General features: G+C 44.1%; 17 protein-coding genes and 5 pseudogenes. 12 read left to right on the top strand and 10 right to left on the bottom strand.

All coding sequences use genetic code 11. The annotated features are described in order from the left end of the window. Positions 1-73: 73 nt before the first annotated feature. Positions 74-674: pseudogene (gene tesA / locus KW548_24025) on the bottom strand (multifunctional acyl-CoA thioesterase I/protease I/lysophospholipase L1). Here tesA and KW548_24030 point away from each other — a divergent pair. From KW548_24030 to KW548_24040, 3 genes are all read left to right on the top strand, one after another. After that, positions 673-1,347: an ABC transporter ATP-binding protein gene (locus tag KW548_24030; protein QXX08651.1), complete on the top strand. Its 675-nt coding sequence runs from the start codon at positions 673-675 to the stop codon at positions 1,345-1,347. The pseudogene tesA and the gene KW548_24030 overlap by 2 nt on opposite strands. After that, positions 1,347-3,788: an ABC transporter permease gene (locus KW548_24035; GenBank protein ID QXX08652.1), complete on the top strand. Its 2,442-nt coding sequence runs from the start codon at positions 1,347-1,349 to the stop codon at positions 3,786-3,788. The genes KW548_24030 and KW548_24035 overlap by 1 nt, the downstream gene beginning before the upstream one ends. A 288-nt stretch (positions 3,789-4,076) precedes the next feature. Further along, positions 4,077-5,516, top strand: coding sequence for an FAD-binding oxidoreductase (locus KW548_24040; GenBank protein ID QXX08653.1), 1,440 nt, complete (start codon positions 4,077-4,079; stop codon positions 5,514-5,516). Positions 5,517-5,556: 40 nt separating this feature from the next. Here the strand turns inward: KW548_24040 and KW548_24045 are convergent. From KW548_24045 to KW548_24055, 3 genes and pseudogenes are all read right to left on the bottom strand, one after another. Beyond that, positions 5,557-6,485, bottom strand: a pseudogene (locus tag KW548_24045) (biotin-dependent carboxyltransferase family protein). Continuing rightward, positions 6,485-7,192, bottom strand: a complete 708-nt coding sequence (locus KW548_24050) for an allophanate hydrolase subunit 1 (GenBank protein QXX08654.1) — start codon at positions 7,190-7,192, stop codon at positions 6,485-6,487. Before KW548_24050 ends, KW548_24045 begins: the two are co-directional and overlap by 1 nt. A 16-nt stretch (positions 7,193-7,208) precedes the next feature. Continuing rightward, positions 7,209-7,943 (bottom strand): 5-oxoprolinase subunit PxpA, encoded by a 735-nt coding sequence (locus KW548_24055; GenBank protein QXX08655.1) that lies wholly within the window; start codon positions 7,941-7,943, stop codon positions 7,209-7,211. A gap of 244 nt (positions 7,944-8,187) precedes the next feature. On the opposite strand from KW548_24055, the pseudogene galE reads away from it, so the two are divergent. Further along, positions 8,188-9,205, top strand: a pseudogene (gene galE, locus KW548_24060) (UDP-glucose 4-epimerase GalE). A gap of 87 nt (positions 9,206-9,292) precedes the next feature. On the opposite strand, the gene KW548_24065 reads toward galE, so the two are convergent. Further along, a complete protein-coding gene (locus KW548_24065; protein ID QXX09523.1) occupies positions 9,293-9,382 on the bottom strand; it encodes a TIGR02808 family protein in 90 nt (29 codons plus the stop codon). Positions 9,383-9,439: 57 nt separating this feature from the next. On the opposite strand from KW548_24065, the pseudogene KW548_24070 reads away from it, so the two are divergent. Then, positions 9,440-9,574 (top strand): annotated as a pseudogene (locus tag KW548_24070) (LuxR C-terminal-related transcriptional regulator). 60 nt (positions 9,575-9,634) lie between these two features. Here the strand turns inward: KW548_24070 and dcuC are convergent. The 3 genes from dcuC to KW548_24085 form a co-directional block, all read right to left on the bottom strand. Next, positions 9,635-11,002, bottom strand: a complete 1,368-nt coding sequence (gene dcuC, locus KW548_24075; GenBank protein ID QXX08656.1) for an anaerobic C4-dicarboxylate transporter DcuC — start codon at positions 11,000-11,002, stop codon at positions 9,635-9,637. A gap of 480 nt (positions 11,003-11,482) precedes the next feature. Further along, positions 11,483-12,271, bottom strand: a complete 789-nt coding sequence (locus tag KW548_24080) for a lipase (GenBank protein QXX08657.1) — start codon at positions 12,269-12,271, stop codon at positions 11,483-11,485. Positions 12,272-12,362: 91 nt separating this feature from the next. After that, entirely contained in the window at positions 12,363-12,998 is a 636-nt protein-coding gene (locus tag KW548_24085; protein ID QXX08658.1) for a hypothetical protein, read from the bottom strand. Positions 12,999-13,100: 102 nt separating this feature from the next. Between KW548_24085 and KW548_24090 the strand changes: the two genes are divergently transcribed. From KW548_24090 to KW548_24100, 3 genes are all read left to right on the top strand, one after another. Further along, positions 13,101-13,349: a DUF2164 domain-containing protein gene (locus tag KW548_24090; GenBank protein QXX08659.1), complete on the top strand. Its 249-nt coding sequence runs from the start codon at positions 13,101-13,103 to the stop codon at positions 13,347-13,349. 162 nt (positions 13,350-13,511) lie between these two features. Further along, a complete protein-coding gene (locus KW548_24095) occupies positions 13,512-14,051 on the top strand; it encodes a cytochrome b (protein ID QXX08660.1) in 540 nt (179 codons plus the stop codon). Further along, on the top strand, positions 14,048-14,617 hold the full coding sequence (locus KW548_24100; protein QXX08661.1) for a YceI family protein: 570 nt from the start codon (positions 14,048-14,050) through the stop codon (positions 14,615-14,617). The genes KW548_24095 and KW548_24100 overlap by 4 nt, the downstream gene beginning before the upstream one ends. A gap of 85 nt (positions 14,618-14,702) precedes the next feature. Here the strand turns inward: KW548_24100 and focA are convergent, their stop codons facing one another. Continuing rightward, positions 14,703-16,157: a formate transporter FocA gene (focA, locus tag KW548_24105; protein QXX08662.1), complete on the bottom strand. Its 1,455-nt coding sequence runs from the start codon at positions 16,155-16,157 to the stop codon at positions 14,703-14,705. A 224-nt stretch (positions 16,158-16,381) separates the two neighbouring features. Here focA and KW548_24110 point away from each other — a divergent pair, with 224 nt between their 5' ends. Together KW548_24110 and KW548_24115 are read left to right on the top strand one after the other, a co-directional pair. Next, entirely contained in the window at positions 16,382-17,287 is a 906-nt protein-coding gene (locus tag KW548_24110; GenBank protein ID QXX08663.1) for a LysR family transcriptional regulator, read from the top strand. Positions 17,288-17,451: 164 nt separating this feature from the next. Then, positions 17,452-17,937: a DUF1097 domain-containing protein gene (locus tag KW548_24115; protein ID QXX08664.1), complete on the top strand. Its 486-nt coding sequence runs from the start codon at positions 17,452-17,454 to the stop codon at positions 17,935-17,937. A 79-nt stretch (positions 17,938-18,016) separates the two neighbouring features. Here KW548_24115 and KW548_24120 read toward each other — a convergent pair. Beyond that, positions 18,017-19,647 (bottom strand): annotated as a pseudogene (locus KW548_24120) (ATP-dependent endonuclease). Between the two features lie 232 nt (positions 19,648-19,879). On the opposite strand from KW548_24120, the gene KW548_24125 reads away from it, so the two are divergent. Together KW548_24125 and KW548_24130 are read left to right on the top strand one after the other, a co-directional pair. Then, on the top strand, positions 19,880-21,625 hold the full coding sequence (locus KW548_24125) for a bifunctional metallophosphatase/5'-nucleotidase (protein ID QXX08665.1): 1,746 nt from the start codon (positions 19,880-19,882) through the stop codon (positions 21,623-21,625). A gap of 451 nt (positions 21,626-22,076) precedes the next feature. Continuing rightward, a complete protein-coding gene (locus KW548_24130; GenBank protein QXX08666.1) occupies positions 22,077-23,036 on the top strand; it encodes a TerC/Alx family metal homeostasis membrane protein in 960 nt (319 codons plus the stop codon). Positions 23,037-23,151: the final 115 nt, after the last annotated feature.

Below are 23,151 nucleotides of genomic sequence, written 5' to 3' on the forward strand. Positions count from 1 at the left end.
GGAAACATCCTTTGCAATACGGAGTTTCGCAACATTAACGTAAAGCTGGGTAAATTTTATTGAGCTAGACCAATTAGAGATGATTAATTAGTTCATTGGCAACAAATTCTGCTATCCAAGGTTGAGCGTCTGCTTTTGGATGGAGACCATCGTCCATCATCCATTCGGGCCTGATAATGACACCTTCAAGGAAAAATGGCAGTAACGGAACGTTAAGCTGCTTTGCTGTTGCTGGGTATACTGCGGAAAATGCCTGAGTGTAGCGTTTCCCATAGTTTGGGAGCACGTGTATCTGCATCAATAACGGTGCTGAGCCAGCGTCGCGTATCATACTGATCAGTTGAGTGAGGTTGCTCTGAATTAGTTTGGGTGGGAAACCTCGTAAGCCATCGTTGGCACCAAGCTCAATGAGTACCGAATCAGGTTGATGCTCTTTTAACAATTCAGGCAAACGTGCTAAGCCGTTACCTGTCGTATCACCTGAAATACTGCCGTTAATGACCGTCAGATTTTTACCTTTTTGGTTCATAACATCAGGCAATAATGTAGGCCATGCTTTTTCAATTGGCATCTGATAGCCTGCACTTAGGCTATCACCTAAAATCAAGAGCTTGGTGGCACTTGCTGGGTTAACGAAAAAAAAGAACCAATACAAAGGAAAGTAATCGAAACATGCATGCATCCGTAATTAAAGCTGAATCACTATCCAAAGTAGTCTCTACTAATCAGGAACAATTAACAATCCTGGAAAAGGTAAATCTTGACATCAAGGAAGGCGAGAGTGTTGCCATCGTGGGCACTTCTGGAGCAGGTAAATCGACGTTAATGACCTTGTTGGCTGGGCTCGATACCCCGACTTCGGGTGAGGTGCATTTACTGGGTAAAACACTGAATACACTGAGTGATGAAGAGCGGGCGGCTATTCGTAGTGAATCCGTGGGTTTTGTATTTCAGAGCTTTTTGTTGATACCTAGCCTCAGTGCATTAGAAAACGTCACCTTACCTTGTTTGTTAAAAGGTGAAAATGAAGATGTTGAACGTGCCAAAGCCTTGTTGACATCGGTGGGTCTAGAACATCGACTTCATCATTCGCCATCCCAATTGTCTGGTGGCGAGCAACAGCGTGTAGCTCTTGCTCGTGCGTTTATGGTCCAGCCTCAAGTCCTATTTGCCGATGAACCAACCGGTAATTTAGATCAGCAAACGGCAACCAAAGTGGTCGAACTGCTTTTCGAACTGAATAAACAGCACGGGACGACTTTGGTACTTGTCACACATGATATGAAGCTAGCAGAACTGTGTGATCGCCGCGTTCATATTCAGGCGGGACATCTGGAGGAATCGTAATGGGAACGACTAATTCTCCAGCACTGAATCGCCGACTCTTTTCTTGGAGTCTGAGTGAAATTCGATATGGTCAGCTTTGGCCTGTGTCGATTGCTCTTACACTCATTATTGCCTGCATTTTCGCGTTAACAGCCCTTGCTGAACGAATGGAACAAGTTATCGTTAAACAGGGAAAAGAGGCGTTGACGGCTGACACGGTTTTTGCGACAGCAAATCCAATCCCCGATCTGCTCTACAAAGCAACCAATGATGCTGGGCTCTTAACGTCAACTCAAACTCGTTTTGCAACCATGGCGTTTAGCGACCAGAGCATGAAATTGATTACTGTGAAGTCCGTTGATAGTGCTTACCCTTTGCGTGGTGAGATGGTGCTGTCAGATGACAAACAAGAGTTCAACACTGTGAAGCCCGGCGAGTTATGGCTTGATGAACGACTTTTCTCCCAATTAGAGGTGACTATTGGTGACAGTGTCACTGTTGGTGATGCTGATTTTACCGTTACCGGCCGTATTGTTGAAGAACCCGGCTTAAGTTTTAATCCTTTCCAGCAGATGCCTTCGGCATTTATCCATAATTCTGATTTAGACAAGACAGGTGCAGTCCAGCTAGGAAGTCGAGTTCGTTTTAGCTTGTTTATCAATGGTGAAGACTCCGATATTGAGCAGGTCAAACAGTCAATTGAGCTCACTCCTAGTGACCGCTGGCGTGATCAAAATAGTGCGAGCCGAACCAACGAAGTGTTTCAGCGCACTGAACAATACCTGTCATTAACGGTGGCGATTGTTGTCATTATGGCAGCAACTACTTTAGTTTTGACCTGCCAGCATTATGTGGCAACGCGTCGGAAAACTATCTCAATGCTGAAAAGCCTTGGCGCCAGTAAGCGATGGATCGGTCGTTGGCTCGGTATGCAGGTTATGATCTTACTGACCAGTGCATCGGTCATCGGAGTGATCATTGGTATCGTGCTTGAATACCTGCTTCGCATACCGCTTGTCGATTTGCTACCCAACCCTCTACCGAGTTATGGGTTACAACCAGTTTTCGTCTCCATTTTCACCAGTATCTTAATTGCTGTGCCAGCATTGGGTATTCCTCTGCTAAGCCTTTTGAATGTGAGTGCAGTAGATGTCATGCAACCTCAGACGACAACCAAAAAAGATCGTAAAACACGCTGGTTAGTATTAGTGCCCATTGTGCCGATGCTGTTTGTTTATCGCGAAAACACGTTGGTTTGGATTGTTTTAGGGGGCATGATTGCTTTATTTGCTGCCCTTGCAGTTGTGAGCTTATTTGTCACCAGAATGTTGGGACGCCTCCCGTTATCGACGTCATTCAAACTTGCACTGAGTCGAATTAACCGCTCGTCACTTGCCACTGGTATCCAGTTTGGTGCCTTGGCTCTGTCATTGATGTTACTGGCCGTTATGTGGCTGGTGCGCACCGACTTGTTGTCTGATTGGCAAAAAACGATTCCTGAAAATGCGCCGAACGCATTTGCTCTGAATATTGCGCCCTATGAAAAAGACGGCTATCTGAGTGTGTTAGATGAGCATAATATTGAGCGCTCAATAGACTACCCAATTATTCGCGGGCGCTTGACCGAAATCAACGGTATTGATGCCAAAGATCAGGCTCAAGGGGAAGAGGGTAGCGACGTACTACGACGTGAAATTAACTTTACCTTTGGCACAGGCATTCCCCAACATAACACTGTTCTCCTAGGACAGTGGTCTGAGAGTAACGGCGTATCTGTTGAATCGGATGTTGCTGAGGACTTTAACCTCAATTTAGGTGATGAACTTACGTTTGTGATCAACAGCCAGGTAGTGAAAGCGAACGTGAACAGTATTCGCCAAGTTGAGTGGCGTGATATGAAACCTAACTTTTACTTTATCTTCACTCCCGATGTCCTAAAGAGCATTCCAGCCACTTACTTGGTGAGTTTTAGAGTGGAAGAGCAGCATAACGGTGTGCTTAATGAGCTGTCCAGAAATCATCCAACCGTGAGTCTGATGGATATTCGTAGTATGGGCGAAAAAATTCAGCAATTACTCACTCAGATTGTCTGGTCTATCACGGTACTTGCTGCGCTCGGCGTTATTGCTGGTTTACTGTTGATATTCACTTTGCTCCGTTTGAGTTTGGGGCAGAGGCAATCTGAATTACAGTTATATCGGACGTTAGGAGCCAGTAAAAAGCGGGTAACGAGAACTATTTGGGCAGAATATGGATTGATGGCTCTGGTGGCTGGATTGATAGCGACCATAGGTGCAGAAGCCGTTGTTGGGGGCATTATGTCATTTGGGTTTGATCTTTCTCCCAGCCTTCATTTTTCACTTTGGTTTGCATTGCCATTGGTGACGTTTTGCACACTTGCGCTGGTTGTGAACAGTCTGTTAAAACGACTGCTAGTCCCTATAAACAAAGACTTTAACTAGCGCTTCAGTGGCTAAGTTATCCAGTTATCCACAAAAACAGTGGATAAAGTTTTGGATAACTTAGCCTGTAGATAACTCGTCATTTGGTGCGAAGCCAATAAGCGTAATGTTTAGGGGATTTTTGTTATTCACAGTGACAATTTTTTGTGTAGTCACAGGATATGAGTCAAGACTTTTTTTAATTTTTTTTACTTGAAATTGTCATATTTATCCCCTTCAAAAAATGTGATTTTTTTGGGTGTACAAACACAGTAAAATGTTCTGAGAATGAATAAATTAGCAACATAAATGCAGCCTGATAATACAAAATTTGATACGCCTACTGTCGCTGTGATCGGTGGAGGCATTGCTGGTTCGACCGCAGCCTTGCACTTGGCAGAAATCGGTATAAATGTTGTGTTGCTTGAAAAAAGCAAAACTTTAATCAGTGGCCCTCCGATTTGCCATTTACACGCTGGTGGAAATTTATACAGAGAGATCTCGACTTCTCAATGTATCGAACTATTAAAACAATCCATTGAAACGGTTCGCCTATACCCACATACCATCAATCGACGTCCAACCGTCATTGCTGTGCCTTATAGCGACGGTGGTAGTCCCGATGAGCTGTATGAACGATTGATCACCATACAACGATGCTACCAGGAGCTGGTGGATTCAGATCCAGCGAACCAAGTGTTGGGCAAACCTTGCGATTATTACAAGTTCTATGGTCGTGACGAATTGGAAGAATTAGCCAGTCGCAGTCAACCTGAACAACCAAAACATGTTGACGACTGGGTGATACCATTCGCGAAATCAGCGGACTTGGAATCTTTGAAGTTTCCAGTAGTCGCCGTTCAGGAACATGGCTGGAGCGTATTTCGTATTGCAGCATCGGCTACACTGGCTCTTGACTCGATTCCAAACTGTCAGTTGCTTACTGAAACACAAGTGATTGGTCTTGAAAGTACGACTCAAGGTTGGAATGTAGAATACAGAAACACGATCGGCGAGGTCAGTGTTTTAAAAGTGGACTACTTGGTCAATGCTTGTGGTTATGAGACTGGAAGTATTGATGATTTAGCGCAGACGCCGCGTGATCGCCTAGTCGAGTTTAAAGCAGCTTATGTAACGCGTTGGGATGAAAGCGATGAACTCTGGCCAGAAGTTATTTTTCATGGCCCAAGAGGAACACCTAAAGGTATGGCTCAGTTAACGCCTTATCCGAACGGCGTATTCCAATTGCATGGTATGACGAAAGATATCACGTTGTTTGATGACGGTTTGGTTGCTTCTGGTGAGCAATCTTCTCAGCCAACGCTTCCACTTAGGTTGAAACGGAAAATTCAACAAGGTTGGGATGAATCAGTGGTTTTGGAACGGACGAGACGCGCCATTGAACACATGGCTAATTTTGTACCTGGCTACAAGAACGCCTATGAGTTTGGTACGCCTTTATTTGGCGCTCAGCAGATCCCTGGCTCAGATGAGACGCTTCGAGCGGCAGATGTCACCTTCGAAGGACGTCATTATGCAAGGATTGAAGTGGTCAAAGGTTCCTCTGCTCTAGAAGCTGCTATCAAGCTGGTTGATGAGTGGTCGCTGTTTGACTACAAGGGTGAGTCCATTGAGTCTCTTCACCCTGTTAGTATGGCATTGGACCCGAAAGTGATTGAATCCAAAGCGGAAGAATTGGCAATACTGCGAGATTACCCGCCAGAGCTCGCCAGTGTTTATGGGCAATAATGAAAAAGCGCCCGAAATTGGCGCTTTTTCTTTGTATCGGCTAGTAGCCAAAGAACCTTGCCCACTGACACCAAACGTCTTGCAATCCCAGTAAATCCCCTCTAACAAAGCGAACTTTTTGCCCTGGTTTGGCTTGAGCGAGTCTAGGTAGGTCAATACGCGCTACGCAACCAATTTTGGGGTAACCCCCAATCGTTTGCCTGTCATTAAGTAGTACGATAGGTTCCCCATTAGGGGGATCTGGACCGCGCCAAGTGCAATACCTTCGCTGAGATATTCTTGGTTGGGTGGGGTGATTTTAGCATCACAGAGTCGATAGCCCATTCGGTCAACCAACTGACTGACGGTAAATTCTTGTTTGTAGAGGGCGTTTATTGCATCTTGTGAAAAGTCATCCACCTGATAGCCTTCGATTACACGCAGCTCCAGCGGTAAATTGTAGTCTGGTTTATAGCGGAAAGTCATCTGTAGTGACTTTTCTCTCACTTCATGAGGCTCGAAACCAATGATTTCACCTGCTTGTACTGGCTGGCCTGACTGAGTGCCCCCGAGTTGATCTCTAGTGACGGTGGCGCAGCTACCAAGTTGAGTTTTAACCTTAAAACCGCCTTTTACGGCGAGATAACTTCTTAACCCATTCTTTGGTAAAGAAAAGGTCAGAGTTTGCCCCTGGCGTGCAACAAACGTAGACCAGTTTTCAATCGCTACACCGTCAAGGCGAGCATTAAGGTCTCCACCAGTGATGGCCATTTCACATTTTGAGTGAATGAGGAATTCAGCCTGACCAAGAGTAATCTCTAAACAAGGACAATTGGTAGTATTGCCCAAAAGGTGATTCGCCCAGCTATAGGCATAGTCATCGAGAGGGCCACCTTGAGTAATACCGAAATGAGCTAACCCGAATCGACCAAAATCTTGGATGAGCGTTTGCTGGCCGGGTTTAATTACAGTCATTGCATTGCTATTCATCACTGCCACCCCTTGGCGATACGCCCGCCTAAACGAAGAAACTCATCACCGGAAATTGGTTGAAAACGAACTTTGGTGCCAATAGAAAAGGGCAATATTGGTGAGTTGTCCGGTGTATAAAGATTTATTGGGCAATTACCAATAATATTCCAGCCGCCGGGAGACTCTGCGGGGTAGATTGCTGTGTTCGAATTGGCAATGCCGACACTGCCCTTTGGCAACTTAACTCTTGGCGTAGATTTTCTAGGTAATCGCAGTGATTCATTTACCGAAGTTAAAAACGCAAAGCCTGGTGCAAATCCAATGGCGCCTACCGTGTATTCCTGAGCGCAATGCAGTTCAATCACATCGTCGAGCTTTAGCCCTTGATCGTAGTAATAAGCTAAATCTGGGCCGACATCGTCATGATAATAGACAGGCAATTCGATATGCTGTGAGTCAGTATCATCTGGAAGCGCTTTAATGGCTTCTGTGACCAGTTTTTCCAAATAAGGCACAAATTCGAATATTGAGACTCGGTGAGGAAGGTAATCAATTAGGATGGAATCAAACGAAGGGGTCACGTTCATTATCATAGCCCCAAGTTGATTACTCAGATACTGACTTATCTCTCCAATCAAGAGAGATAGCTTGTGACTGGGTTCTGCCTCAAAATGGATGAGTATTGAACATTCAGCAACGGGATCGACAGATGTTTCGATATTCACTCATGCTCTCCTTACGCTAAAGGACGTTTCGTATTTTCTGAATCATTCTAATCGCGTGCTCGTTGTCGCCGTGAACACAAATCGTGTCAGCTTCAATAGGGATTAAAAAGCCGTCAATGGTCCTCACTTTTCCGTAGTGCACAATCTGTTTGATTTGATCGAGTATATCTTCTTCTTTATGCAATACGGCACCAGGCATTGAACGCGGAGACAATGAACCGTTTGATAGATAGGCGCGATCGGCAAATGCTTCGAATAGAACAGGAAGTTCATACTTGTCAGCAATATCCAAATGTTTTTCGCTATCATTAATGGCCAGCATCATTAGCGGTACATCAAAACACGATACAGCATCTGCAACCGCATCAAATATTGAGATATCTCGCATCATGTCATTATATAGAGCGCCATGTGGCTTAACGTAGCCAACTTGCGCGTTATGGCTTTCTGCCAAAGATTTAAGTGCGCCTACCTGATAGATAAGCATGTTGGTGATTTCTTCTGTCGCCATTGGAATAGACCGACGACCAAAGCCCTGTAAATCTGGGTAGCTCGGATGAGCACCTATTTGAGTGTCATGCTCAATGGCCAGTTTAATGGTATTGGACATAATCTGAGGATCGGAGGCGTGAAACCCGCAAGCAATGTTTGCCATGTCTATCCAAGGCATGACCGCTTCATCGTTGCCCATACGCCAAGAGCCAAAGCTTTCACCCATATCGCAATTTAGTGTAATAGAACGCTTTGTCATTGAATCCATTCCAACATTCATCTATTGAGTCAACATGTTATAAAAATAACAAACAATCAATGATCTATTTCATTATTTTGCCAACGCTAAGCCTATTTATTGCTTTATATTGTAAGCATCTTGTACTTATGGTTCGCTTAAGGCATCTAGGAGCGGATTTAGCGGTTTGATTCTCATTAATAAGCTATGTTTTAACATGAAGATTCGTTAGTATTTGCACCAAATTTATCAGAAGGTTAGGGATATGAACGTACTGGTTACAGGCGGTATGGGGTACATAGGCAGCCACACATGTATACAAATGATCGAAGCAGGGATGACACCTGTCATTTTCGACAACCTATACAACAGTAAAAAGAGTGTTCTCAAAAAGAGTAGAACAAGTCACAGGTGTGGCGCCATCCTTCATCGAAGGGGATATTCGTGACAAACAGGCGCTTGTGGCGGTAATGAAAGCGCATCAGATCAACGCTGTTATCCATTTTGCTGGTTTGAAAGCTGTCGGTGAGTCAGTAGAGAAGCCGCTCGAATATTACGATAACAACGTTAATGGTACCTTGGTACTCGTCGATGCTATGCGTGAAGTTGGCGTTAAGTCTATTGTTTTTTCATCTTCTGCCACGGTTTATGGTGACCCTGCAAGTGTGCCAATTACTGAAGATTTCCCAACCAGCGCGACGAATCCATATGGCCGCAGTAAGTTAATGGTGGAAGAATGCCTGACGGATTTCCAGAAAGCGAACCCAGATTGGAGCGTCACGCTACTTCGATATTTCAATCCAGTAGGCTCACACCCATCAGGTCATTTAGGTGAAGATCCCCAGGGTATACCAAATAACCTAATGCCTTTTGTTTCTCAGGTAGCGGTTGGTCGACGTGAATGTTTGTCTGTATTTGGTGATGATTACCCAACCAAAGATGGGACGGGGGTGCGTGATTACATTCACGTGATGGACCTTGCCGATGGACATATCGCAGCGCTTAAGAAAGTCGGCCAAAAAGGCGGTTTGCATGTCTACAACTTGGGTACTGGCAACGGCTACAGTGTTCTAGATATGGTAAAAGCTTTTGAATTGGCGTCTGGTAAGCAGGTGCCTTATCAAATCGTCAAACGTCGTCCTGGTGACATCGCTGAATGTTGGGCAGACCCTTCTAAAGCAATGCGTGATTTGGAGTGGAAAGCGGATCGTACATTGGAAGAAATGACCACTGATACGTGGCGTTGGCAGTCCAATAATCCTCAAGGGTATCCAGACGCATAACTTATCCTTACAAAGAAGATAGCCACCGCAAGCGGTGGCTTTTTTACGCATTATACAAAATTGACAAAATTGACAATGCGGATGAGGTTAATCCACCTCTTTATCTTTGCCCAGCGACAGTGGCCAGACAGAGATTGCGGCGACAACGGCAAAGCCAGACAAGATAATGAAAGGCATCGCGCCGTAGCCCAAGATATGCCAGATAAGGGATTCTAACAGAGGTCGCAAAGGGTACAAATCGCGGATAACTTGTTCATTTCTGAGTCTACAGTGAAGGTTCACATGAAAAGCTTGCTAAAAAAACTTAAGGTTCCATCGCGCACCGCGGCAACCGTTTTGTATCTTGAGCGTTACGGCGAAATAAAATAATTGGTTTTAGACATTATCAAAAAGGGCGCTCAACGAGCGCCCTTACTGTTTTTGTCTAGGTTATGCTGACATTGGAACTAAGACTAATGTTCCTAAGATAACCGTGATTAAGCCGCATAGAACGGGCACTGACGTACGTTTTACCACTTCAAATGGGCTGATCTTACCCATACCTGATGTCGCAACTACCACACCAGACACAGGTGAAACAGTACGGCCCAAGTTTGAAGCCTGAAGCATAGGAATGATCAAAAAGGCCGGGTTTAACCCCATTTTTGCCGCTAGAGCAGGTGCCAACTCTACAAACGCATAGAAAGGCGCGTTACCCGAACCGGTCGCGATTGCTGCTGCAACGGTTAAACCTGTCAGTATAAGCATGAGCGCAATACCACCAGCCCCAGCTGTTTCAGCAAGATGAAGTAGGTTATCAATGGCTCCAATTGACATCAGACCTTGGGCGAATACACCAGCCGCAACTAACAGCATTACCACGCCCTTGAATGCATCTGCCATACCTTGATAGCAAGACTCTAAGTCCTCAAGCGTCTCTTTGCCTTTGAATCGTTTAGTGACAAAGTCGACAAGTGCACCAATGAAAATCGACAAAACAACAATGGTATAGATGTCCAGTTTTAGGCCCGGAATGGTGCGTCCATTGAACAGAAAAACACCGATGATAGGTAGAAACGGCAACACTGCGTAATACGCTGGGGAATTAACTTCGATTTCAGAAACGTCAACGCGTTCCATTGGTGAGTTGTCTTTCTTATCCAGATATTTGTTCCAAAAGAAGGCTGCCGCCGCCATGACGATAATGGCACAAATAGACACTGGTAGAACGGTTTGAACAGCAAACACATCCAAATCCAACCCTGACTTTTCTGCAGCAATAACGACATCGCCCGACGTTGGTGAAAGAATGATCGCGGCTGGTGACGCGCACACCGCTACCGCTGCTGGGCGTGAGATACCCATTGCCGTCATCATTGGGAATAGAGTTGCCATCAACAGAACACCCAAACCAGTGGCAGAACTTACTGCTAGTGACATGAGACACGCAACGATATAAGCCGCGACCAGCAGAACGTAAGGTGATTTGATGACAGAAAGAGGCTTAGAAAACTGTTTAACAACGACGTTATTAGCACCAATATGTGTCATGTAAGAAGCAAAACCACAAAGCAACATGATTTGCATCCCCAAACCGCCACCACGATATTGGAGCATGTATTTCACGTACTCTAGGGCGTCTGTAAACATATTGCCAGTCGAGGTTATTTTTGATGGTAGAACCGTGTGGCCAATGAGGCCTGTAAGAATAAGTAGTAAAACACCTGCTGTTAAAAGTACACCCGCAGGTTTGTAACCTTTAACAATGAAATAGCCGACCGCCACAGTGACGACTAACCCAATGAAGAGCTCCAGCATAGATATCACCTTAAGATATGAAAATTATATAAAAACTGTTTCAAACTATGACAAGGAATGTACATAAAACTATGCTGTAGCACGAGTGCTAGTTAAACTTCTGATGATCTAGAGCAATAAATGGATTGTCTTATTTAAAATGGTGATTAATGTTGTAAAAGATTGGTGTTTTAGATGTTGTTAATAATTTGAAAGCCATATCTGGATGGTTCAACATGACAGAAGTAATGCACTTGTGGCCTCAATACTACTTAAAGAACGATATCCATTTCTATTTGTCATCAGGTGAGTCCGTTGAATTGATGTAAGGCAAATTGCTTCCGATTTGACGAGAAAAGAGCTTGATGCCTGTCGAGCCCTATATCTTTCGTTGATTTTGTGTCTCCATTCCTTCTACTGTGACTCGTTCGTGTTGCTCAATTTGAGAAACCAATGCGCCCCTAACCGTCAATATCATGCAAAAGCAGTAAGTGATACGTGTTATCTTTCGTCAAAGAAGTCTTTGTTACGAATATATTTTGTCATCAAGTGGTATGAAAATGGGCGGATAAGCCAAGATCCGAGCGAACGACCTAGTCGTATAAAAGTAGGCGTGTTCTCATAAATACGACCATTGTACAGCCAAAGTACTTTGCCTACATGCCAGTAAAGCAATGGTATTGGAGGAAGGAAAGTCACGATATCGAGATCGCAGCAAATTCGATACGTCTTGTGACCGAGCTTGTAATGAGTTTTAAATCCGTACCCTCCAATAGACGGTTGACCAAAGGTGACAACACGTTTGATTGATTTGGGAAATTGTTCTTCAAACGCGTCTGCTAATACACATCCTATTGCCCCTCCCGAAGAATGACCTGTAAAGGTGAGGCGTTTTCCCTGATCAATAAGAGGGACTAGGACAGAAGAGAGTTGCTCGTATACGCTCGCACCGAGCTTGTCATTCTTGTGCAGCGGTAAACTCTCTTGAAACATTAGGTAGTGGTAGCCCGCATGAATGGCATAGTTGAGAGCAAGCGGTTTGCACTTTCGTTGCCACAATGCAAGATTGAGTAACCAGTCCCAAGGGTTGTGGGAACCTTTGATAACCACAATGACTTCTTCGCTGTCGTTGGACCAGAGCACGCGCATCATAGGTTTTCCAAATCGATTGGCTATAACGCGTTGTCCGTTAGGTGCAAAACCATATCGTGTCTGTTTGAGGACTCTAGAGTACGCCAGATTGCATAAAACGGCGTAACGTTCATATTGATAACGCTTTAGTTTCTTCACACTTAGCTCACGCACCGAATCATTGTTTGAGTATGGTCGAAGAACGTGAAATTGCGATGACACTACAAGCAGTGCCAGTGAGTGAGGTTGGTTAGCTTAACTGGACGACAGAGTAGAGCTGAATATACTTGCGAACCAACTGTTGATCCGTTGAACGTCTAAGAGGGTGGGTGAACTTAACAAAATAGGGGCTTAAGCCAAAGTGGTGCTCTAACGAACAAGCGAGTTGTGATTCACTTTCATATAAGCTGATCCCTTGTAACTTATATTGGTCTATCTCATCGGGTAATTGCCCTGTCCACCAGTGCAGTAGCTCTCGGCTCTGCTTATTTCGAGAAATCCAATGATCGCTGATTAATAACAAAAGATCATTGGGCTGAATAGCGAAAGCGTATTCTTCTTGCCAGTTTGTTACGGCTTTAAATAATTTTTGCCGACAATTGCTGCCTGCACTCAATAAATGTGAAGAAAGTATCCAAACCGTGCCAGCGTCAGATGTCACTCTATAGTGATGAGGTTGTTCCGTAGTCGGGAGAGACTCTAACGCAACATATTCGCAGTGGTGTCCAAATTCGGTTAACGTTCGGGACAAACGCCGAGAAAATGCCAAGCTCAGGTGGTGTTCACTCATTCCTTTATTGTGAATTGTTGGGTAGTGTTTTTCACACAGCTTCATACAGTCTGCTTGAAATTCATTTACGCTTTGAATTAGCACATCTAAAAGCAAGACTTCTCTCCACAAGTCAATATCTACACAATGAAGATTAGCATGTGAAAGTATTGTTTAGTTACACTTAGCCTGAGAAATATTGAGTATGGTTAAGGGTTTATGTCTAAGATTGAATTTACATCACAACAAAAACAAGCGATGTCATCCGCTTTATTGCGATATTTGGAAGATGAACTAAACATTGAAATTGGTCAGTTTGATGCGGAATTTATGATGGATTTCATTATAGAAGCCTTCGGCCCTGCATTTTATAACAAGGGGCTCACCGATGCGCAGATGGTCATGCAACGAAAGGTGATGGATATTGCTGACGAGATTGATGAGATTAAACAAGTCAGTGAGTATTAAGTTACTAAAGACGATGAGAAAGTTCCTTCAAAAATTTTGAATGACTTAATCAAATTTGCTCCGTTTTTCGAATGTAAAGAATGGTAAATAATCTGTTCTGGAAATAGGAGAGACGATAGTCTCGTTGAAAAAGAGAAGTATTCAACAATTGGTATTAGCGCAATGAAATCAGAAGTTAAGAATTACAACCTTGTAGCGCGGGGAGTTCATTGGGTCTCAGCTATTGTCATTATCGGCATGTTTGCTGCGGGCCTATGGATGGTAGACCTTACATATTATAGTGAATGGTATAAAACCGCCCCACACTGGCACAAGTCGGTGGGCATCTTACTTGCTGCTCTGACGCTATTTCGTTTCGTTTGGAAGCACGCAACACCTTCTCCAAAAGTTGAAGGAAAAGCGTATGAAATTCTCGGCGCAAAGTTAGTTCATTTCGCTATGTACCTTGTTTTGGTTGTACTGTTTGCTTCCGGTTACCTTATTTCTACCGAAGATGGCAGAGGTATTGACGTCTTCGACTGGTTTACTGTTCCAGGACTTGGTGCTTTGTTTGAGAACCAAGCCGATCTATCGGGTGAAATTCACTTTTACGCCGCCTGGGCACTTATTTTAATGGCAGCCGTTCATGCTTTGGCTGCGATCAAACATCACGTGATTAACAAAGACAACACGCTACGCAAGATGATAGGAGCTTCAAAATGAAAAAAACGTTATTTGCTACCGGACTAGCTATGGCAATGGCATTGCCATTTGGTGCAAGCGCAGCGGACTACGTAATTGACAACAAAGGCGCTCACGCCTCGGTTAACTTCAAAGTAAGTCACCTAGGCTACAGCTTTATCAAAGGTCGTTTTAACACATTTGAAGGTGACTTTTCTTACGACCCTGCAAACATTAGTGCCTCTAAAGTAGAAGTAACAATTGATACTACAAGTTTAGACTCAAACCATGCTGAGCGTGATAAGCATATCCGCAGCTCAGATTTTATTGACGCGTCGAAGTTTTCGACTGCGACATTCACAAGTACCAGTGTTGTCGACAAAGGTAACGGTAAGCTTGAAGTCAATGGTGACTTAAACCTACACGGTGTGACAAAGCCAATTACTATTGACGCTGAGTTCATTGGTGCTGGTCAAGACCCTTGGGGTGGTGAGCGTGCTGGTTTCTTAGGCTCAACTCGCTTGGAACTTGCAGACTTCAATATTCCAGTGATGGGTGCGTCGAGCTACGTTGATATGGAACTTCATGTAGAAGGTATCAAGAAATAATCCATTTACTGCTTAACAACTAAATAGCCCCCAACTTGCGTCGGGGGCTTTTTGATCAAGCGACTTATTTCCTGACCAAAATCTATTACGCAGATTCTAGATGTGTGCTGTTGTCTACAATGGTTACCCTGTCACCATAGATGGTACGCAAAGCCCTTAGTACATCCTCCCTTGTTACTACCCCTACGAACTTTCCATTGTCTAGGATTGGCAAGACATGAGGTTTGTGGACCTTGATGCTTTTGGCCCGTTCCTCCAATGAGAGAGATGTTAATGTTGTTGCTATTCCAAAACTGGTCGTCGGATACAATTGCTCTTTATCGACACAAAGAAACTCGGCGACGTCAATTAACTTGTCATTTACGTTGATAGCGATGACATCTCGAGACATCAGATCTACGACTTTTTGTCCCTCTACCGGGATATAGTCTTGGCACCATAAATCGACCATGACGTCATGAGCGGAAAAGAAACCAATTAGGCGACCCTCTTCATTAACAACTGGTGCACTAACAACATGTTTATCAAGTAATATATCGATGGCAGCGGGTGTCGTCATTTCAGGTGATAAGATGACTGGATTACGGTCCATAATGTCATTGACGAAGAGTAAGTTATTCATAGAGTTTTCCTTGGCTGACGTAATGTTAGTGGTTGTAGTAATACTTGAAATTGATGCGACTTTGATTTGTGGTCTACGATAGATGCTCCAATTGGCAAGGCCGACTAATACTGCTCCGCCGACAATGTTGCCTAATGTCACTGGGATGAGGTTTGCAGTAACAAATTGATAGATATTGAGATCACTGAATTGAGCAGATGTCGCGCCTACTTGACTCCAAAAGGCTTCAGTTGCGAAGTTTTGAATGACGATACCAAGTGGCACCATGAACATGTTTGCGACGCAGTGTTCGAACCCACTGGACACAAACATTGCCACTGGCATTATGGTCATTACCGCTTTAGTCATCGCGTTTGCGCTGCTAAATGTTAACCAAATAGCAAGACAAACCAATAAGTTACACAAAACACCCAAAGCAAATGCTTCGACCAAAGAGTGATGGAGCTTGTGTTGTGCGATATTGAGTGCGTTAAGGCCCCATTGACCGTTGTCCATTTGATAGAGACCAGCAGCAGTAACGATGAGCAGTAACAGCATGGCACCTAAAAAATTACCCAAATACACTTTTCCCCATATGGATAACATTTTTCCGAAGCTGATTTGCTTGTTAGCCCATGCAATACTGGACAGAACAGAGCTAGTAAATAGTTCTCCTCCACAAAGTACGATGAGGATCAACCCCATACTGAACGCCAATCCTCCTGCTAGTCGACTTAGACCCCAGCCAGACTGGATATTGCCTGTGGTGACGGTAATGTAAAAAAGAAAAGCCAGTCCAATAAACGCGCCAGCCATTATCGCGAGCCCCAACGTTGTACCGCTGGTCTTATTGGCTTTACTGAGTGCAAACTTTTCCGCCTCAGCCATCATTTCACTGGGCGAGAAATAAAGATTATTCGTCTGAGCTTGTTGCGCCATCGTTGCCCCCGAATCTAATAGTCATGATTACCTCCTGTTATGTCAGTGAGAAAGCCTCACTGCGCATTCAGGTTATGGTGCTCAGTCATACACGTAAAATTGATAATGTTTAAAAACCTTATCAAAATTGTTGATATGGCCTGAGAGAGAAGTAAATGAAACAACTTGCTTATTTGTAAGCAATTTTAGTCGTTGTTATTCTCTGGGCAAAGGATTGAAGCTTAATGAGATATTCTCTTAAACAACTTGCTGTATTTGATACCGTCGCAGATATGGGAAGTGTTAGCATGGCCGCAGATAAGCTGGCATTGACGCAGTCAGCAACCAGTATGTCACTGGCTCAACTTGAAAAAATGCTAGGACGGCCGTTGTTTGAACGTCAAGGTAAACAGATGGCCTTAACGCACTGGGGCATGTGGCTAAGGCCAAAAGCTAAGCGGTTGCTGCAGGATGCGCAACAAATTGAGATGGGCTTTTACGAGCAGCATTTGTTGAGTGGTCATGTCAAACTTGGAGCAAGCCAAACCCCTGCAGAACATTTAGTTCCAGACCTTATCAGTATTATTGATAACTCATTTCCTGAGATGAGAATCTCTCTTAAAGTCAAAAGTACCGATAGTGTCATACAAGGCGTTTTAGACTACAAATACGATTTGGGGGTCATGGAAGGTCGTTGCGACGATAACCGGCTTCACCAAGAGGTTTGGTGTCGTGACCACTTAACCGTTGTTGCCGCTGCGCACCATCCTTTCGCAAAGCATGACACAGTGAGCCTAGCGCAGCTGGAGCAAGCAAGATGGGTATTGAGAGAGCAGGGCAGCGGCACTCGTAAGATTTTTGATAGTTCTATTCACCATTTAATCGAAGATCTTGACGTTTGGCGTGAATACGAACATGTGCCTGTTCTTAGAAGCATGGTTGAAAATGGTCAATATCTTACCTGCCTGCCATATTTGGATGTTGAGCGGTTTATCGAAAACGGCCAATTGGTTGCGCTTAACGTCCCAGAGCTCAGTATGGAACGAACCTTGTCTTTTATATGGCGAGCAGACATGGTAGAAAATCCGTTGATAGAGTGCATTAAACGCGAGGGACTGCGAATGATGAAAGGCAGGCCTTCTGTTCTATAATATTTCCTATATCTGTTGAAATAGCGTTTGCGTCACAATAATAAGTTTCAATTTCATTTTGTTGCCTAATTAATGTGATCTATATCGTTTCGTTTTGCTGACTTACCCCTTACCATGCCATCTTGTACTTTTGATGTGTGAAGAAGCACACTTAGCGAGGCGGTATGAGCACACTTGTCGCGATTTCATTAACTACGGGTATACTTTCAGGTCTATGGGGTTGGATTGCCATCTCACTTGGCCTATTGTCATGGGCTGGTTTCTTAGGTTGTACCAGCTACTTTGCGTCTCCAACCAGCGGGCTGAAAGGCTTAGCAGAGAGTTTAGTCACCAACATGACGGGAGTATTTTGGGCGATGGTAATTATTCACGCTTCACAATTTGCTTCCCTAGAAATCCTTGGTTATGTGATCACTTCTCTCGTGGCATTTATGATGTGTATTCAGGCAAAGCAAAACTGGCTTGGATACATACCGGGTACTTTTATTGGCTCTTGCGCGACTTTCGCAGCAGACGGTGACTGGCAGCTCGTTGTCCCTTCGTTGATCTTAGGTGGTATCTTTGGCTACCTGATGAAAGCAAGTGGTTTGTGGCTACATCAAAAGTCTTCTCAAACACAATCTACTAGTGAGTTACCAACTCGTTCATGATTGTGACCCCCTGATTGATTAGTATCGTTTGATATTTGATACGCGGCCTTGGCAACGATAGGTAGCCAAGGCCGCTTTTTTATGTGTTGCCATTCGCCATTGTTACTACGCGCTTTAACGTCCACCTAAGCAGTAATGGGATGCACTCTGTTCCTTTATCCTCACAGTAGGAAACAATCGCTAGCGCAAGATCGGGCTTAGCAAATTTCTTGAGTACTCTAGTCACCACTTTTTAGCTGGAATAGGATGATCGAGTGGAATTCGTACCATATCTTTAAAAAAAGGTTCAAAACCATTGTTGTAAAGGTAGTGTTCAATATCTCGATCGGGCAGTTCAGTGAGGCGATGACGCTCTTGATCGTTTCCTAGTTGAGCACGAACTGCAGCGGCGTACTTTTTACCCGCTGCATCTCCATCTGTCACTACGTGCCAGTCGATGCCGAAAGCCTTAGCGATTTTGACTAAAGATTTGAGTCCCGATTGAGCAAACTCAATGATTTGTACGCCTTCAGCGGCCAAATTATACCCGCACTGATTCGCTAACTCATTAAATAACCAGACTTCGGTTTCACCTTCGACCAGTAACCAACATCTCGCAAACAATGCTCCAGAGCGGTGAAATCTGATATGAAAGCCAATTCGTCTTAGTTCGTCTTTACTGAACCCCTGTGCTGGAAGATAGGTAGTGATGGTTCGATCGGATTGCCTCACTAGACGCCGAATACTGTTGAGCGGTACTTGCCCCAACAAGTCACCACTATTTGTCGTCAGGATTTTTTGCATAGGAAGTAGTTGGAGCAGGCTCCAGGCTCTTGCAAGATGAGTAGGGTGCAATCGACCCTCTGGATCTTCTAGGATCAATAAAGGCCGAGCACAACGGCGGAGTTTATTGGGACCTTTCGCCTGAAGATAGGCATTGAGCAAGCCCATAAACAAGAGACGTGTCTGTTTACTTTTGGTTTCCTCCACAACTTGAGAGATACTTTTGTTATTTGGTGAGCCACTGAAAAAGATACCATCTCGTTGTTTACGAAGGTTTTTACGTGCATTGGATTTAAATGAAAAGTAGTGGTCAACTAATACATTCATAGAATTCAGGCTACTTTTCATTTCTCCTTTGTTTACATGGCCGGGAATCGCCATTAAGCGCCGACAGGTATTATTGATCCGTTTCTCGATGCGGTCATTGGTATCTCCCAGATTACCGAGCGGACGTTCGAAACGACGCGAATCTTTGAGACGAATGGCAGGGTGGAGTGTCATGAGTTCCTGCGCTAACTTTTCTGAGTGATGCAGTGGTAATGGGTTACCTTCACGATCAAGAAAAGCGTAGCGAGTAGACACATCGTGGCCGTCTCGGCTAGCACTTAAGCGATAGATGATCTTGTTGATGCCTTGCTGATCCTGTATCCAGACTGGTCTTATTTTGCGATAACGACCAGATTTGATTTCGTTCTTATCGTTGGATACTAAGCTGATGACGATTTGTAAGTGCTGTGTTTGTGGATGTGCAATTGAGTAATCGACATGAAAATCTGTCATTTCAAATTGATAAGGTATTCCTTCGGGAGGTAAGGCGACCGATAGGGCATCTAGCAGAGAAGATTTGCCCCACGTATTTTCACCAATTAGGGTCGTGAGCTCGTCAAAAGCGATGGATAGCCGTTTGATCCCACGAAAGCCGGAAATTTCAATCCGCTCTAGCAGCATGAAGTGACTCCGTTTGAGCTATTGTTACCTAAGCATAATAGAAAAACCTCGCATAAGCAGAAGCTTACCTCACAAAGTTTGTGCTTGCTCGGTGTAATCTGCTATCAATAACAAGAGATCTTGATCAACTTAGTTAATGTATATAGAACAGCGTATACAACAAAAGTGTGAAAGTTAATGAATTTGTCATAAAGGATGGGATACGATGTAGCCGAATATGAGAGAAGAAAATATGAAATATAAAAACAATAAAGCGGCTAAGATTAGGCTTGCCCACATTAACGATACCCATTCTTATTTTGAACCAACGTCGCTACAGCTTACGATCAATGTAGAAGGCGAAACCCTTACTCCATATGTGAGTGCCGGGGGCTTTGCGCGTATAGCGACACGTAAAAAACAGCTCGAAGAATCCATATCTGACAATCGCCAAATGGTGTTCCTCCACGCAGGAGATTGTTTTCAGGGCACTTTGTATTTCTCCCTGTTTAAAGGGGAAGCGAATGCGACCATGCTCAATGCCCTCAATATAGATGCGATGGCCTTAGGTAACCATGAATTGGACATGGGCAACTTACCAGTTGCTAAGTTCGTAGAGAAAATCGAGTTCCCACTGCTTGCTGGTAACTGGGATCTGTCTAATGAAAATCAACAGAAAGCCTGCACGCTGAAAAATAAATTACAGGTTTACTCTTTTGTCCCTGCAAGCCATTGTGCTCAATGGATAGTGAAAGAAGTAAATGGAGAGCCCATTGCTATCTTTTCCCTAGCGCTCGATAAAATGGCAGACATTTCTAACCCTGACTCAGACACACCATTTGTGAACTCGATTACAACGGCAAAACATACCGTTGAGGAAATCAGAAATCACGGTATCAATAAGATCATTTTATTAAGTCATATGGGCTATGATGCCGATTTGGATATGGCGGAGAAAGTTGAAGGGATCAGTCTTATTGTTGGCGGCCATAGCCATCGCTTGCAAGGTGATTTCAGTGCGTTGGGCCTGAAAAAGGATGATGAATACGGGATTAAGATCAATGGTACACATATTGTCCAAGCGGGTTATCACGCTCTAAGCATGGGGCACTGTGATATTGACTTCAATGTAGAAGGTGAGATCGTCTCCTTTAATGGGAGAAATGAACTTTTGCTGGGTCGTCGATTATTCCTTGACGCAAGCATGAGTCAAAGCACGAACGAATTGCCCTATAACCTAGCCCGACGTTTTATTGATGAACACCCTAACGTGCTGGTGTGTAAAAAAGATAAGCAAGTACAGGACGTATTGAATGAAAAGTACGTATCACGCGTTAGAGAACTACAACGTCAGGTGATTGCTTGCGCCGATAAGCCACTACGTCATGTCAGAGTTCCTGATGAGGTCGGTGCCAGCGAGTTGGCTCCGTTGGTCGCTGAGTCCTTTGTGCACTCAATGAATAAGCTGGGACACAATGCGGAGTTTGCCATTCACAACGCCGGTGGTGTTCGAAATTCGTTCAATGTTGGTAATGTGTCCGTCGCTGATATCGCGGGTAAGCTGCTACCATTTGCCGTTCCGATCGGTGTTTATCAGCTTAAAGGGAAGGACATTGCCGCTGCGCTTGAGGGGGCAATAAATAACGCCACTAATAACGGCGTGGAAGGGACTGGTGATGGTTCTTATCCTTACACCTACAACCTGAGCTTTGAATATCTTCCGGAAGCGGAAAAAGGAAGTCGAATCCGGAGTCTCAAGATCTACAGCTTGGCGTTAGGTTGGCAGGAAGTATCGAATGAAAAGTACTACACTGGAACGTCTTCAGCCTATACGATGAAAGGCAAAGAGGGCTACGAAGCCATGCTAAACATGTCTGGCGAAGGTATAGTGACGGCTACCTCTATGGCAGATTGTTTTATTGAATTGTTAACTGACGCTCCTGAAACATTAAACAGACCTCGGGAAAGAGCTCAAATATGGTGGCACAAAGGTTGCTAATTTATTCTTCGAGTTAATTGGGTAAGTGAATATTACTCGGAGGAATCTATGTGGAGTAGAGACTGGATCGACGTTGCGGTCGTGATTAGCTGGATAGGCGTTTGGTCTGCATTAGTATACTTTATCCCTGTTGGGGAGTATAGCTTAGCGGTAAAATCAACGTTTAATGTAAAAGGAGCCCATTGGGCTCCTTTTTTGATCTTCGCTATAGACGAAATGTTAGCGCCAGAATACAATCTCAATTGTTTGGGGAGTAGTCGCCTCTGGTTTACTTATCGTCATCTCGTTAGACGTTGTTCTATCCGGTAAGTATAAATGTTGCCTTCTTTTTACGGCATCTATTTCGACGAGACCAACGCAATCAAGTAACCAATGTAAAAGAACATTGGATTGGTTTGTTTGCGGCGGGATCGTCAAAGCATTACTCTGATCCCTCCGCTCAGGAGGAATAATGACCCTATCTATTTATCTCGGTTTTGGTTTGCTAACGCTATCTATGGTGGCTTTAGATATATGGCAAACTCGTGGCGGCAACATCACTATCAAAAAAGCGACAGCTTGGAGCTTATTCTGGTTTTTGATCACGTTCATCTTCGCTGCTAGCATCTATTTCTTTTGGGATGTTTATGCTCCAGCAAGCAGTTACAGCGCTGAGAAAGCGACCGTATCATTCATAACCGGCTATCTGCTAGAAAAGTCACTGAGTGTTGATAACCTGTTTGTGTTTGCCATCATCTTCCATCAGTACTTAGTACCAGAACACTTACGTCCACGAGCATTACTCTGGGGCGTGATTGGTGCGCTTGTCCTGCGTGCCATCATGATTGCGGTTGGCGCTCAGTTACTCGCTCAGTACCACTGGGTTCTCTATGTCTTTGCTGTGTTCCTCATTTGGACTGGCGTTCAGTTGGCAAAAAACAAAGGAGAAGATGAGGTAAATCCATTACCAGAAACGTTGATACGGAAGTGGGCGCAAGTCACCGATGGCTTTCGTGGTAACGCATTGACCGTTGTCGAACAGGGTAAACGAATGTTAACACCGATGGCGATTGTGATTAGTGTAATTGCATTTATGGACGTCATGTTTGCGCTTGACTCTATTCCTGCCATCTTCGCTGTAACGCAAGAACCGTTTCTCGTACTTGCGGCGAACGTATTTGCCCTGTTAGGTCTTCGGACGTTGTATTTTGTTTTACAAGGCATGATGGATAAGTTTATCTACCTGAAAACAGCACTGGCTTTTATCATGACTTTCATCGGAGTTAAGATGATGCTAGTTGGATCAAGTTGGGAGATTCCCACTCCGTTGTCATTAGTTGTATTGCTGATTACTATCTCTATCGCAGTTGTGGCATCGGTAGCCAAACAAAAGAGATTGGCATCAGAAGTTGAAGTAAGTATCGATAAATAAACTAATTCAATCGAGACAAATTACCAGCTTGAATATGTATAAGGTTGTAAAATATTTGTGACTTGAAACGTGTTTTTGAGTGGTTGATAAATAGTAAATGCAATAAAAGTAAATA

The sequence above is a fragment of the Vibrio neptunius genome, from assembly GCA_019339365.1.
Classification (GTDB): Bacteria; Pseudomonadota; Gammaproteobacteria; order Enterobacterales; family Vibrionaceae; genus Vibrio; species Vibrio neptunius.

What these genes read in the sequence shown, in the direction of transcription:
- KW548_24065 (QXX09523.1), bottom strand. Translation starts at nt 9,382, where the DNA reads ATGCCTTTCATTATCTTGTCTGGCTTTGCCGTTGTCGCCGCAATCTCT.
- KW548_24130 (QXX08666.1), top strand. Translation starts at nt 22,077, where the DNA reads ATGACCCTATCTATTTATCTCGGTTTTGGTTTGCTAACGCTATCTATG.
- focA (QXX08662.1), bottom strand. Translation starts at nt 16,157, where the DNA reads ATGGCGCAACAAGCTCAGACGAATAATCTTTATTTCTCGCCCAGTGAA.
- KW548_24090 (QXX08659.1), top strand. Translation starts at nt 13,101, where the DNA reads ATGTCTAAGATTGAATTTACATCACAACAAAAACAAGCGATGTCATCC.
- dcuC (QXX08656.1), bottom strand. Translation starts at nt 11,002, where the DNA reads ATGCTGGAGCTCTTCATTGGGTTAGTCGTCACTGTGGCGGTCGGCTAT.
- KW548_24035 (QXX08652.1), top strand. Translation starts at nt 1,347, where the DNA reads ATGGGAACGACTAATTCTCCAGCACTGAATCGCCGACTCTTTTCTTGG.
- KW548_24115 (QXX08664.1), top strand. Translation starts at nt 17,452, where the DNA reads ATGAGCACACTTGTCGCGATTTCATTAACTACGGGTATACTTTCAGGT.
- KW548_24110 (QXX08663.1), top strand. Translation starts at nt 16,382, where the DNA reads ATGAGATATTCTCTTAAACAACTTGCTGTATTTGATACCGTCGCAGAT.
- KW548_24095 (QXX08660.1), top strand. Translation starts at nt 13,512, where the DNA reads ATGAAATCAGAAGTTAAGAATTACAACCTTGTAGCGCGGGGAGTTCAT.
- KW548_24040 (QXX08653.1), top strand. Translation starts at nt 4,077, where the DNA reads ATGCAGCCTGATAATACAAAATTTGATACGCCTACTGTCGCTGTGATC.
- KW548_24055 (QXX08655.1), bottom strand. Translation starts at nt 7,943, where the DNA reads ATGACAAAGCGTTCTATTACACTAAATTGCGATATGGGTGAAAGCTTT.
- KW548_24125 (QXX08665.1), top strand. Translation starts at nt 19,880, where the DNA reads ATGAAATATAAAAACAATAAAGCGGCTAAGATTAGGCTTGCCCACATT.
- KW548_24100 (QXX08661.1), top strand. Translation starts at nt 14,048, where the DNA reads ATGAAAAAAACGTTATTTGCTACCGGACTAGCTATGGCAATGGCATTG.
- KW548_24030 (QXX08651.1), top strand. Translation starts at nt 673, where the DNA reads ATGCATGCATCCGTAATTAAAGCTGAATCACTATCCAAAGTAGTCTCT.